This is a genomic window from Bacteroides luti (assembly GCF_900128905.1).
GTDB classification, from domain to species: Bacteria; Bacteroidota; Bacteroidia; order Bacteroidales; family Bacteroidaceae; genus Bacteroides; species Bacteroides luti.
The window spans coordinates 1-14,814 of sequence record NZ_FQTV01000008.1; the positions used below are offsets into that span (position 1 = coordinate 1).

Annotated in this window: 5 protein-coding genes; 1 reads left to right on the top strand and 4 read right to left on the bottom strand. The window is 37.4% G+C overall.

Going from position 1 to position 14,814, the window contains the following annotated elements:
* Positions 1-1,566: 1,566 nt before the first annotated feature.
* The 4 genes from carB to glmS form a co-directional block, all read right to left on the bottom strand.
* Complete coding sequence (gene carB, locus BUC21_RS08480) at positions 1,567-4,785, bottom strand: carbamoyl-phosphate synthase (glutamine-hydrolyzing) large subunit (RefSeq protein WP_073401229.1); 3,219 nt, start codon at positions 4,783-4,785, stop codon at positions 1,567-1,569.
* 18 nt (positions 4,786-4,803) lie between these two features.
* Positions 4,804-5,895: a glutamine-hydrolyzing carbamoyl-phosphate synthase small subunit gene (gene carA / locus BUC21_RS08485; protein WP_073401232.1), complete on the bottom strand. Its 1,092-nt coding sequence runs from the start codon at positions 5,893-5,895 to the stop codon at positions 4,804-4,806.
* Positions 5,896-6,064: 169 nt separating this feature from the next.
* Positions 6,065-7,948 (bottom strand): amidophosphoribosyltransferase, encoded by a 1,884-nt coding sequence (locus BUC21_RS08490; protein ID WP_073401233.1) that lies wholly within the window; start codon positions 7,946-7,948, stop codon positions 6,065-6,067.
* A 14-nt stretch (positions 7,949-7,962) separates the two neighbouring features.
* Positions 7,963-9,807, bottom strand: a complete 1,845-nt coding sequence (gene glmS / locus BUC21_RS08495) for a glutamine--fructose-6-phosphate transaminase (isomerizing) (RefSeq protein WP_073401235.1) — start codon at positions 9,805-9,807, stop codon at positions 7,963-7,965.
* A 341-nt stretch (positions 9,808-10,148) separates the two neighbouring features.
* On the opposite strand from glmS, the gene gltB reads away from it, so the two are divergent.
* The gene (gene gltB, locus BUC21_RS08500) at positions 10,149-14,696 is read left to right on the top strand and encodes a glutamate synthase large subunit (protein ID WP_073401237.1); all 4,548 of its coding nucleotides are present in this window, start codon (positions 10,149-10,151) and stop codon (positions 14,694-14,696) included.
* Positions 14,697-14,814 lie beyond the last annotated feature (118 nt).

Below are 14,814 nucleotides of genomic sequence, written 5' to 3' on the forward strand. Positions count from 1 at the left end.
GCGTTCATCCTGAGCCAGGATCAAACTCTTCATTGTAAAAGTTTCATTTAAATTCTGATCAGGATTCCGTTTATCTTAATTGACGGTTCGCATTTTATTTTTACCAAGTACATGTATCAATACACGCACTTAATGCTCTTGTACTACTTGTTTCGTTTATTTATAATCTCTTCAAAGAACGATTGCTTTTTGTTTGCTCTAAGCGCTTCTTTCGAAGCGAAAGCGGATGCAAAGATAAGACTTTTAAGTGATACGTTCCAAATTTTAGAGCAACTTTTTTAAAAGTTTTTTTCTTCAAACATCCCGAAGAACCAGCATTTCAATCAACACTCTGTCTCTCTTGCAAAGCGGGTGCAAAAGTAGACCTTTATTCCTACCAATCCAAATATATCTCACTCTTTTTTCTCACTTTTTTTGCAGATAACACTTAAGTCGCTGAACTACAACTGTGTTGTAGAACATATTTTTTAGTGATTTTAGAAGAGGTTCAAGAAAGGCTCTCTTGGATATACATAATATATACGCGCGCGAAAGAAGATATTCTCTATAATCACTATTAGAGGCTCTTTAAGGCGTACAAATACAGTTGAAAGAAAAAAGAATTTCGAATTAGAGAATTTTATTAGTACCATATTTGATATCGTATTTAATCTTAAAAATGACAATTCACCTCAAGAATATAGCTTTGCTTGATAATGCAGCAAATAATTTGAGCAATAATAATTAGCTTGCATTTCTAAATGCAGCGCAGATTGCGGATTATTTTTAATGATCTTCTATTGTTCATTATAACAAGCAAAAACAAAATTGATCTTCCACATCTTCCACTAAAATACGCAGAAAGCCTTTGAACAAGGACTTTCTGTTAGTAGCAGATAAAAATATTCAACCAATCATCTGCTACAAAATCGGGCTTATCTGCTACAAAGCAGCTTTATCTACCACTAGATTAAACGCTCTAGAACATCATAGCCGATATTATCATTAATTATTGGTGAGGAATTTCAACTTATTGAGCATACGATAAAAATGAATATAAATTGTAATGATGGACTCGTTTAGCGCTTCTCCCTGCCAGATTAACTAATTTTGCAAAGAAACATAAGTAAGCCCGCAGCCAAGGGCTTATGGGTTCTCGAATAAAGTCCCATGGGTTTTCGGCTGTAGACTTATGGGTTCTGGGCCGAAGGCTTACTTAGCTAAAATAGGAAAATCGGGAAACAAATTAAATATGATGTAATAAACCAGAAAGTAGAGCGAACTGTTGTCTTTCAAATTACAGCGTAACTTAAATAGCCAGTTAGTGGCAGATAACTGATTTTAGTGGTAGATAAACACGGTTTAGTGGCAGATAAATTGTATATAAAGTTTATCTTACACCAACTTAAAGCATTATTTATCAATAGCTTAAATCAATTTAGTAGCAGATAGGGAGATAAACTGCAAAAAAATATTTGTTTGTATTCAGATCTTGCTAAAAAGAAACTGCGTTAGCAAAAACTAATTTTGCTAACGCAGTTGTTATATTAAACTTTATACTTTTTATAGATAAAAGCTATATAAAGCTTACTTATATTCGTCCCAACTCTTAATCTGCAAGTCATCAAGATTTATACTACAGAAAGCAGTAATAAATTCACTTGCTAATCTAGGATTGGTTATCAGCGGAATATTTAAATCAATGGCTGCACGACGGATCTTATATCCATTAGTAAGCTCGCCAGGAGTCAGGTTCTTTGGTATATTTACCACCATATCAATTTCTTTATTATGAAGTAAATCCAAAGCCTGAGGTGTTCCCTCTTCGCTTGGCCAATATACTAATGTATTTGGAATACCATTTTCTTCAAGGAACTTATGTGTACCTCCTGTTGCAAACAAGTTATATCCTTTTTCAACAAGAAGACTTGCTGAAGATAGCATATCTGTTTTATCCTTCGCTGTACCTGTAGATAAAAGAATATTTTTTTTAGGTATCTTGTAGCCTACAGAAAGCATTGATTTTAATACTGCGCAAGAAGTATCAGACCCAATACAGCCAACTTCACCCGTACTAGCCATATCGACCCCTAACACTGGGTCAGCTTTTTGTAGACGAGAGAATGAGAACTGAGATGCCTTAATACCTACGTAATCAAGATCAAACAAGCTTTTCTCTGGTTTCTCTACTGGTAATCCCAACATGATCTTTGTAGCCAGTTCAATAAAGTTGATCTTTAAAACTTTGCTCACAAATGGGAAACTACGAGAAGCACGAAGATTACATTCGATAACTTTAATATCATTATCCTTAGCTAGATACTGAATATTGAATGGACCAGAAATGTTCAGCTCTTTAGCGATTTGCTTAGAGATTCGTTTAATTCTACGTACTGTTTCTACATAAAGTTTCTGTGGAGGGAACTGAATTGTAGCGTCACCAGAGTGCACACCGGCAAATTCAATATGTTCGCTGATAGCATAAGCAATGATCTCACCATTCTCTGCAACTGCATCCATTTCAACTTCTTTAGCATGCTCGATAAACTGACTTACAACAACCGGATGCTTTTTAGAAACATTTGCTGCCAATTGTAAGAATCGAACCAATTCTTCCTGATTAGAGCAAACATTCATTGCAGCACCACTTAGCACGTATGAAGGTCTAACCAATACCGGGAATCCAACTTCTGCAACAAAGTCGTTAATATCTTCCATGCTGGTTAGTTCTCTCCATGCCGGCTGATCCACGCCAATGCGGTCTAACATTGCAGAGAATTTATTTCTGTCTTCTGCATTATCAATGCTTTTAGCTGAAGTTCCAAGAATATTGATGTTCTGTTCATCCAATCTCATTGCCAGATTATTTGGAATCTGACCGCCGGTAGATACAATTACACCGTGTGGGTTTTCCAGTTCGAGGATATCTAACACACGTTCAAATGTAAGTTCATCAAAATAAAGACGATCACACATATCATAATCTGTAGATACAGTTTCAGGATTATAGTTGATCATTACACTGCGCCAGCCTTCCTTTCGGATTGTATTCAGTGCGTTAACTCCACACCAGTCGAACTCAACAGAACTACCAATACGGTAAGCACCAGAACCTAGAACTACAATTGATCGGTGGTCGCCCAAATAATGAACATCATTTGCAATTCCGCTGTATGTTAGATACAGATAGTTTGTTTGAGCTGGATATTCAGCTGCAAGTGTATCGATCTGTTTTACAACCGGAAGTATGTTAAATGACTTACGATAAGCACGTACCTTCAACATAGCCTTTTCCATATCATTTCCATTCTTCAGAACAGCGCGAGCTATCTGGAAATCAGAAAATCCCTGAACTTTAGCTTTACGTAGTAAATCGGATGAAAGGGCTTCTAATGAATCAATTGAGTCAAGCTCCTTAGCAGTATTTACTATATTCATCAATTTCTGAAGGAACCATTTATCAATCTTTGTCAAATCATGTATCTGATCAATAGTATATCCTGCTCTGAAAGCCTCGCTGATAACAAATACACGTTTATCTGTTGGTTCTTGAAGAGCCTTATCAATATCCTCGATAACCAGTTCTTTGTTTTCCACAAAACCGTGCATTCCCTGACCAATCATACGAAGACCCTTCTGAATAGCTTCTTCGAAGGTACGACCAATAGCCATAACCTCTCCTACCGATTTCATGCTACTACCTAATTCACGATCTACTCCGCGGAATTTACCTAAATCCCAACGTGGAATCTTACAAACTACATAGTCAAGAGCTGGTTCAAAGAATGCAGAAGTAGTTTTTGTTACAGAATTCTTTAAATCGAACAATCCATAACCTAATCCAAGCTTAGCTGCAACGAATGCCAATGGATATCCTGTTGCTTTAGAAGCTAATGCTGAAGAACGACTCAAACGGGCATTTACTTCGATGACACGGTAGTCTTCACTTTCCGGGTCGAAAGCATACTGCACATTACACTCACCAACGATTCCGATGTGACGGATAATACGTATGGCAAGCTCACGTAGTTTATGATATTCGCTGTTAGTCAGAGTTTGCGAAGGAGCAATTACGATACTTTCACCGGTATGAATTCCCAGCGGGTCGAAGTTCTCCATGTTACAAACCGTGATACAGTTATCGAAGCGGTCACGAACAACTTCATATTCTATTTCTTTCCAGCCTTTCAATGATTTTTCAACCAATACCTGAGGCGAGAAAGAGAAAGCCTTTTCAGCTAATTTATTTAGTTCTTCTTCGTTATCGCAGAAACCAGATCCAAGACCACCCAATGCATAAGCTGCACGAATAATTACAGGATAGCCAAGTTCCTTTGCAGCGCGTCTTGCGTCCACAATATTTTCTACAGCTTCACTCTTTATAGTCTTAACATCGATTTCATTAAGTTTATTAACGAAAAGCTCACGGTCTTCAGTATCTATGATAGCCTGCACCGGAGTTCCTAATACTTCTACATTATATTTTTCAAGAAGACCTGCTCTATATAGTTCAACACCGCAATTCAATGCAGTCTGTCCACCAAAAGCAAGCAAAATACCCTGAGGTTTTTCCTTCTGAATTACCTTTTCTACAAAAAAGGGAGTGACCGGCAAAAAATAAATAGTATCGGCAACCCCCTCAGATGTTTGAACAGTAGCAATATTCGGATTAATCAACACCGTTTGAATACCTTCTTCACGCAAAGCTTTCAAAGCCTGCGAACCGGAATAGTCAAATTCTCCGGCTTCTCCAATTTTCAAAGCACCGGAACCAAGTATTAATACTTTCTCTATTTTATCTTTCATTGATTATTCTTTTTAATATTAGAGCATCTCTACAAATTTATCGAACAAGAATTCTGTGTCCGTTGGACCACTCGCTGCTTCAGGATGGAATTGCACTGAGAAGAATGGTTTCGTTTTATGTTTTATACCTTCATTGGTATTATCATTCATATTAATGAAGAATGGTTCCCAATCACTTGTCAATGTAGCATTGTCTACTGCATATCCGTGATTCTGACTGGTAATAAAACATCTGTTTGTACCTACCATACGCACTGGTTGGTTATGACTACGGTGACCATACTTCAATTTATAGATATTAGCTCCTCCTGCTTTAGAAAGCAACTGGTTACCCATACAGATTCCGAAAATTGGTTTATCTCCATTCAATGCTTTACGAATGTTCTGAACAGTAACATCGCACATATTAGGGTCACCCGGTCCGTTTGATATGAATAATCCATCATATTCTATTGTATTAAAGTCATAATCCCATGGAACTCTGATTACAGTAACATCTCTTTTAAGCAAGCAGCGAATGATATTGTGTTTTACTCCACAATCCACTAACAGTACTTTCTTTTTTCCATTTCCATAAGTAATAACCTCTTTGCAGCTAACACGTGCAACCTGATTAATAAGATTTGGATCTACAAAAGGAACATCATTTTCTGGTTTTAATTCCCCGTTTTCTTCAGGGAATACAATTTTACCCTTCATTGAACCTTTTTCGCGAAGCAATTTTGTTAATTCACGAGTATCAATACCGTAAATACCTACAACTTTTTCGCTTTTCAACCAGCTTTCAAGGCTTTCTACTGCATTCCAGTGGCTATATTCCCATGAATAGTCACAAACGATAATACCTTCAGCGTGGATTTTTTCCGATTCCATAAAAGTTGAAAGTCCGTCTTTCTCACTTCTTGGAGGAACACCATAGTTACCTACTAAAGGAAAAGTTAGCGTCATTATCTGACCGGAATAAGATGGATCGGTCAAACTCTCGGGATATCCCATCATGGCAGTATTAAACACTACCTCTCCCGCAATAGCTTTCTCGTAACCGAAGGATTTTCCTTTGAAAATGCTTCCATCATCGAGAATCAATAAAACATTCTTTTCTTTTTGCATTCTTTTGTTATATCTCTTGTTCTTAAATATAATGTTCTTCTACATTTAGCAAAACTACTAATTTATTTTGCCTCTTTACTAAACCGAACAACTTTTAAATTAAAGTTGCATAGGGTATATTGAATAAATTGCATTGCTCTTAATTTGAGCAATGCAATTTAAATAAAGTTTAATCACTGTAAACTTTTTCCATATATGTAATAAAAGCTTCATTAACGAGCTTGTTACCGCCAGGGGTCGGATAATCTCCCGTGAAATACCAATCACCAGGGTTCTTCGGACATGCAGCGTGGAGTCCCTCCAAATGCTGATACACGATTTCAACTTTAGCCTTAGTACCTTCAGGCGTCAGAAGCTCAACCATCTTTGCCGCAATTTCTTCATCGGTAAACGGAGCATAGAGTTCCTTGACATAATTAACAATCTGTTCCTTCGGAAGGTTCTGCTGCTCTTTGGATTTTTTATAGGCTTCTTTAATTATATGCTGCTTATTCCTTTCTTTAAGTAATGCTATAGTTGCACGGAAAGCAATAAATTCATTCATCCGTGCCATGTCAATACCATAATAATCCGGATAACGTACCTGAGGTGAAGATGATACAATCACTATTTTCTTAGGATGAAGTCTGTCCAGAATACCAATAATACTCTGCTTTAACGTTGTTCCCCGAACTATACTATCGTCTATCACTACCAGATTATCCACATGCGGAACAATACTGCCGTAAGTTATATCATAAACGTGGGCAGCAAGGTCATTTCTGGTGTTACCTTCAGCAATAAATGTACGTAACTTAATATCTTTAATAGCTACTTTTTCTGAACGAATACGCATTGATAGGATTTTATCCAATTCCTCGTATTTTAGCTGATGACCTGCCGAAGCAATCTTGCTAATTTTCAAATGATTCAGATAATTATCAAAACCTTCAAGCATTCCATAAAAAGCAACCTCGGCTGTATTAGGAATGAAAGAGAAAACGGTATGTTCAAGATCATTGTCTATGGCTTTAAGAATTGGTTGAACCAAATTACTTCCCAAAGCTTTACGTTCATTATATATATCTTTATCGCTACCGCGTGAAAAATATATTCTTTCGAAAGAACAAGCATTATATTTCTTTGGCTCATTAATCTGAGCCATACGAATATTTCCGGTTTTGTCAACAAGAATAGCTTCACCAGGATTGAGTTCTTTTACTTCCTCATCCGGAACATTCATTGCTGTTTGGATGACTGGTCTTTCTGAAGCTAAAACTACAATTTCATCATCATGATAATAAAAAGCTGGACGAATACCCCATGGATCTCTGAAAGAGAATGATTCGCCACTACCTGTAATACCACAAATCACATATCCCCCATCCCACACATCACTTGAAGTCTTTAAAACATTCACCAAGTCAACCTGATCTTCAATTGCATGAGTTATATCCATCCCTTTCAACCCTTTAGCTTCAGCTTGTTGAAAAAGGCGTTCAACTTCACGGTCCAGGCGATGACCAACCTGTTCCAGCATTATATATGTATCTGAATATCGGCGTGGATGTTGACCTGTTTCAGTTATACGCTGAAAGATTTCATCAACATTCGTCATATTGAAGTTTCCGCACAGAGCTAAATTCTTTGCTCTCCAGTTATTTCGACGAAGGAACGGATGAACATAAGAAATACCACTCTTTCCTGTGGTACTGTAGCGAAGGTGACCCATGTAGAGTTCTCCTGCAAAAGGAAGACAACGTTTGGCATAATCGGCATCATGTAATTTTTCAGGAGTAAGATCCTTAAAATTAGATTGCACTGCACCAAATATTTCAGTTATAGCTCCGGTGCCTAATGCTCTTTCACGGAACATATACTCCTCTCCCGGGTTTGCTTCCAATTTTACACAAGCTAATCCAGCTCCTTCTTGCCCACGGTTGTGCTGTTTCTCCATCAAAAGATAGAGTTTATTCAGCCCATACATCCATGTGCCATACTTCTGCTCATAGTATTCCAAAGGCTTCAGTAAGCGGATCATTGCTACGCCACATTCATGTTTTAATGGTTCCATATAAAAATATACTTCTATTCTACTGTTACAGATTTCGCAAGATTTCGTGGCTGATCAACATCCATACCTTTACATACGGCAATGTGATAAGCCAATAACTGAAGTGGAACTGTTGCAACCAGTGGATCAAGACATTCAATTGTTTCAGGCAATTCAATGCAGTAATCTGCAATATTTTTAACCACTTCATCACCTTCAGTTACTATAGCAATAACTTTTCCTTTACGTGCTTTTATTTCCTGAATATTGCTAATCAGTTTCTCATACATACCATTCTGGGTGGCAACTACTACAACCGGCATTTCTGCATCAATTAATGCAATTGGTCCGTGTTTCATTTCGGCAGCCGGATAACCTTCTGCATGAATATATGAGATTTCTTTTAATTTTAAAGCACCTTCCAAAGCTACTGGATAACTGTATCCGCGACCTAAATATATAAAATTATGCGCATAGGTGAAAATCTTAGAAAGCTGAGCTATTTTATCATTATTTTCTAATATCTTTTTCATTTTTTCCGGAATCTGATTCAATTCATGAACCACATTCAGAAATTCTTCCTGGCTAATTGAGTTTTTCTCTTTAGCCAAAGTCAGAGCCAACATAGTTAGCACTGTAACCTGTCCAGTAAATGCTTTTGTTGATGCTACACCAATTTCAGGTCCAACATGGATATATGATCCGGTGTGTGTTGCTCTCGGAATTGAAGACCCGATAGCATTACAGATACCATATATAAATGCACCTTTACTTTTTGCCAGTTCAACCGCTGCTAATGTATCGGCTGTTTCTCCAGACTGTGAAATTGCAATAACTACATCATCTTCTGAAATCACAGGGTCGCGATAACGAAACTCGGATGCATATTCTACTTCCACAGGAATACGGCAGAAGCTTTCAATCAGATGTTTTCCAATTAAAGCAGCATGCCATGAAGTTCCACAAGCAACAATTATAAATCTGTTTGCCTTAAGTAACTTCTCTTTATAATCAATAACTGCAGAGAGTACAACATTTGTTCCTTCTACATTTATACGTCCACGCATACAATCGTGAATACAATCTGGCTGTTCAAAGATCTCCTTCAACATAAAATGAGGATAACCACCTTTTTCAAGCTGACCTAAATTCAGAGCTACAGTAGAGATTTCAGGGTTCATAACCACATTATTCAAATCTACTACTTTAAGATCTTCATTGCGCTTGATTACTGCAATTTCTTCATCTTCAAGATACACAACCTTATCTGTATATTCTACAATAGGCGTAGCATCAGATGCAAGAAAAAACTCATCTTCTCCAATACCTACAACCAAAGGACTACTTTTACGAGCCGCAATAATCTCATTTGGATTATTTTTCTCTAACACAGCAATAGCATAAGCACCAATTACTTCACCTAATGCCAACTGAACAGCAGTTAGTAAATCAAGATCTTGAGTTACCTTAATATATTCTATAAGCTGAACCAAGACCTCAGTATCAGTACTACTTCTAAAAGTATAACCTTTAGCTTGAAGTTTTTCTTTTAATACTGCGTAATTTTCAATAATACCATTATGGATAAGTGCAAGACTTTCGGTGGAAGAGTAATGAGGGTGAGCATTTGCCTGGCAAGGTTCGCCATGAGTAGCCCAACGAGTGTGAGCAATACCTATATTGCCAGAAATATCTTTTTGAGCAACAAATTCCTCTAATTCAGAAACTTTGCCTTTTGCCTTATATACATTTAATTGTTGATCTTTACTAATCAATGCAACTCCTGCACTATCATAGCCTCTATATTCCAGTCGTTTTAATCCTTTTATTAGAATTGGATAAGCGTCTTTTTTACCTATGTAACCTACTATACCACACATTTTCTATATAAGATTTAAATTTCGTGCAAAGATAGGCATTATTATCTATATATTTAGCATTTTAATTTGAAAAAACATTCTTTCATAACTTTATGCTTATAAGAGCACAAATCTAACACTCATTTTATTAAACTTTCACATTGAAACAAAACAATTAAATAATAAACAAGATTGTAATTTTTAAATGCAATATCATTACAGATTAACGTTTTTACAGAAGAAAAACTAAATTATTAACAAATAATAATAGAAATAAATGTATCAAAATGAAATTTATTCGTAGTTTTGCAAATCATTTTGATAACGCAAATGAATGATATCGTATAATAAAGTCAATTAGAATGAAGAATCGAGAACTTTTTAACAACAAACAAACAGTAATTCCTTATCAGCAGCAACCAGATCATGCAGGTTTATACAGCGCTGCTAACGAGCATGACGCATGTGGAGTTGGTATGCTAGTAAACATCCATGGTGGTAAATCACATGAAATTGTAGAATCTGCTCTGAAAGTATTAGAAAACATGCAGCACCGCGGCGCAGAAGGCGCAGATAATAAGACCGGTGATGGAGCAGGAATTATGCTGCAGATTCCTCATGAGTTCATTTTGCTACAAGGTATTCCTGTACCAGAAAAGGGCAAATATGGAACTGGCCTTTTATTCCTTCCTAAAAACTTAAATGACCAAGTATTACTTTTAGACATTGTCACTAAAGAAATTGAAAAAGAAGGACTTCGTTTAATGCATCTTCGTGATGTTCCTACAAATCCTAGTATACTTGGTAAGGATGCACTTGCTTCTGAGCCAGATGTAAAACAAGTATTTATCACTGGATTTACGGACTCTGCAACTGCAGAACGAAAACTATATATTATAAGGAAGAGAATTGAGAATCTTGTAAATTCATCTTCTATTGATTCAAAAAAAGAATTTTATATTGTATCTTTATCTAGTAAGAGCATTATATATAAGGGAATGTTGTCATCTTCACAACTGAGACATTATTTCCCAGATTTAACTAATAGCTATTTCACCAGTGGATTAGCTTTAGTACACTCTCGCTTTAGTACCAACACTTTCCCAACTTGGTCTTTAGCTCAACCTTTCCGTTTGTTGGCACACAATGGAGAAATTAACACTATTCGTGGTAACCGCGGTTGGATGGAAGCAAGAGAAAGTGTTCTTAGCTCACCTCTTTTAGGTGATTTAAAAGACATTCGCCCTATTGTTCAAAAAGGAATGAGCGATAGTGCTTCACTTGATAATGTTCTTGAGTTCCTAGTGATGTCAGGACTAAGCTTGCCTCACGCAATGGCAATGTTAGTACCTGAAAGCTTCAACGAGAAGAATCCTATTTCTGAAGATTTGAAAGCTTTCTATGAATATCACTCTATTTTAATGGAACCATGGGATGGTCCAGCTGCATTGCTATTCTCTGACGGAAGATACGCAGGAGGTATGCTTGACAGAAATGGTCTTCGTCCTGCACGTTATCTGATCACAAAAAATGACATGATGGTTGTTGCTTCAGAAGTTGGCGTTATGAACTTTGAAGCAAACGAAATAAAAGAAAAAGGTCGTTTACAACCTGGTAAGATTTTATTAATTGATACTGAGAAAGGTGAAGTTTACTACGATGGCGAAATTAAAAAGCAATTAGCAGAAGCTAAACCTTATCGCACTTGGTTGGCAAGCAACCGTATTGATCTGGATAAGATTCAAACCGGAAGAAAAGTATCTCATAAGGTAGAGAAATACGACCGTATGCTTCACACATTTGGATATTCTAAGGAAGATATCGAAAAGCTTATTATTCCAATGGGATCTAATGGAGCTGAACCTTTGGCTTCTATGGGTAACGATACCCCACTGGCTGTTCTTTCTACAAAACCTCAGTTGTTATACAACTACTTCCGTCAACAATTCGCTCAGGTAACCAATCCGCCGATTGACCCATTACGTGAGCAGCTAGTTATGTCGTTGACTGAATACATCGGTGCTGTAGGTATGAACATACTTACTCCAAATGAAGAACATTGCAAGATGGTAAAACTAAATCACCCTATATTAAGCAATGCTCAATTAGATATTTTGTGCAACATCAGATACAAAGGATTCAACACAGTAAAACTTCCTATATTATTTGATGTAAACAAAGGAAAAGCCGGATTGGAAGAATCATTGGCAAACCTTTGTAAGCAAGCTGAAAAGTCAGTTACTGATGGCGTTAACTATATTGTACTTTCTGATAAAGACGTAGATGCAACTCACGCAGCTATCCCTGCATTACTTGCAGTTAGTGCCGTGCATCATCATTTGATATCAGTTCAGAAACGCGTACAGACAGCATTGATCGTTGAAAGTGGCGAAATACGCGAAGTAATGCACGCAGCTTTGTTGTTAGGCTTTGGTGCAAGCGCCATCAATCCTTATATGGCATTCGCTGTTCTGGATAACCTGATTGCAAAACAAGAAATTCAGCTTGATTATGCAACTGCAGAAAAGAATTATATTAAATCTATCTGCAAAGGTCTCTTCAAGGTTATGTCTAAAATGGGTATTAGTACTATCCGTAGTTACCGTGGTGCGAAAATATTCGAAGCTGTAGGTTTGAGCCAAGAACTTAGCAACGCATACTTTGGTGGTATAAACTCAACTATTGGCGGTATTCGTCTTGATGAGATTGCAGCCGATGCTGTACAGATGCATGCTGAAGGATTTGGTGCTGAAGGTTTTGAAGATCTTAAAAATAAAGGAATTTACAGTTTCCGTAAGGGTGGAGAACAACACGCTTGGAATCCTGAAACTATTTCTACTTTGCAACTTGCTACCCGATTGGGAAGTTATAAAAAGTTCAAAGAATTCTCTCACTTGGTAGATGGCAAAGAAGCTCCGATTTTCCTTCGCGACTTCTTAGGCTTTAAAAAGAATCCTATTTCTATTGACCAGGTTGAACCAGCTTCAGAAATTATGAAGCGATTCGTTACAGGAGCTATGTCATTTGGTTCTATCAGCCGTGAAGCACACGAAACAATGGCACTTGCCATGAATAAGATTGGCGGAAAGAGTAACACTGGAGAAGGTGGAGAAGACGCTGCCCGTTTCAAGACTTTGGAAAACGGTATGTCAATGCGTTCTGCTATCAAACAGGTAGCTTCCGGACGTTTCGGTGTAACTGCTGAATATCTTGTAAATGCAGACGAAATACAAATTAAGGTAGCTCAGGGAGCAAAACCAGGAGAAGGTGGTCAGTTGCCAGGATTTAAAGTAGACGAAGTTATTGCTAAGACTCGTCACTCAATCAAGGGAATTTCACTGATCTCTCCCCCACCTCACCACGATATTTATTCTATTGAGGATTTGGCACAGCTAATCTTCGACTTGAAGAATATCAATCCACAGGCTCGCATAAGTGTGAAACTTGTTGCAGAAAGTGGTGTTGGAACAATTGCTGCCGGTGTAGCTAAAGCAAAAGCCGATCACATTGTAATCTCTGGTGCTGAAGGTGGTACAGGAGCTAGTCCTGCAAGCTCAATCCGCTACGCAGGTATTTCTCCGGAAATTGGATTGTCTGAAACTCAACAGACTTTAGTTCTGAATGGACTACGCGGACATGTTGTTCTACAGGTTGACGGTCAGTTAAAAACAGGACGTGACATCGTTCTTATGGCTATGCTTGGTGCTGAAGAATACGGATTTGCAACATCAGCTCTTATTGTTTTAGGCTGTGTTATGATGCGTAAATGCCACTTGAACACTTGCCCGGTAGGTGTTGCAACTCAGGATCCTGAACTTCGTAAGAGATTCCATGGTCGTCATGAATACCTGGTTAACTTCTTCACTTTCCTTGCAGAAGAAGTACGCGAGTATCTTGCTGAAATGGGATTCACAAAATTGGAAGATATTGTTGGACGTACAGACTTAATTGAACGTAAACATATTACCAGCAATGTAAAATATGAATTATTAGATCTTTCTAAGTTGACTTATATGCCTTCACAGGGAACTGATGCTGCAATACATCACACTGGCGAAAGAATTCATTCTATTGGTGAAGTGAAGGATATGACAATCATTGCTCAGGCATCTGAAGCAATAGAACATGAAAAAGAAGTTTCTCTAGAATACACTATCGAAAATACAGATCGTAGTGTTGGTACTATGCTTAGTGGAGTTATTGCTAAGAAACATGGTGGAGCCGGACTTCCTGATGATACTTTAAATATTAAGTTCAAAGGATCTGCAGGACAAAGTTTTGGTGCATTCCTTACTAAGGGAGTAAACTTCAAACTAGAAGGTGAAGCTAACGACTATTTAGGAAAAGGTCTTTCAGGCGGCCGTATAAGCTTGCTTCCTCCTTTACGTTCTACATTTGTTGCAGAAAACAATACTATTGCCGGTAATACACTTCTTTACGGAGCAACAAGCGGCGAAGTATATATAAACGGACGAGTTGGTGAACGTTTTGCAGTACGTAACTCTGGAGCTACAGCTGTAGTTGAAGGCGTTGGAGACCACTGCTGTGAATACATGACTGGTGGACGTATAGTTGTTTTAGGAAGTACAGGACGTAACTTTGCAGCCGGTATGAGTGGTGGAGTTGCTTATGTATGGAATAAAGACGGAAACTTTGATTATTTCTGTAACATGGAAATGGTTGAATTATCATTAATCGAAGAATCAAGTTACCGTAAAGAATTGCACGAACTAATTCGCAATCACTACTTCTACACCGGAAGTAAGCTTGCAAAAACAATGCTCGACTCTTGGGAAAAGTATGTTGATCAGTTTATTCAGATTGTACCTATTGAATACAAAAAAGTACTTCAGGAAGAACAAATGGAGAAACTGCAACAAAAGATTGCAAACGTGCAGAGAGATTATTAATTATATATAGAATCCTAAAGAAACGGATCAAGAATAAATATTAAAAAGGTGTACACCTAATTTCAACAAAGTGTACTCTCTATGAAATTATTGTGTACACCTTTATTAAATTAGCTCT

What these genes read in the sequence shown, in the direction of transcription:
- carB (WP_073401229.1), bottom strand. Translation starts at nt 4,785, where the DNA reads ATGAAAGATAAAATAGAGAAAGTATTAATACTTGGTTCCGGTGCTTTG.
- carA (WP_073401232.1), bottom strand. Translation starts at nt 5,895, where the DNA reads ATGCAAAAAGAAAAGAATGTTTTATTGATTCTCGATGATGGAAGCATT.
- BUC21_RS08490 (WP_073401233.1), bottom strand. Translation starts at nt 7,948, where the DNA reads ATGGAACCATTAAAACATGAATGTGGCGTAGCAATGATCCGCTTACTG.
- glmS (WP_073401235.1), bottom strand. Translation starts at nt 9,807, where the DNA reads ATGTGTGGTATAGTAGGTTACATAGGTAAAAAAGACGCTTATCCAATT.
- gltB (WP_073401237.1), top strand. Translation starts at nt 10,149, where the DNA reads ATGAAGAATCGAGAACTTTTTAACAACAAACAAACAGTAATTCCTTAT.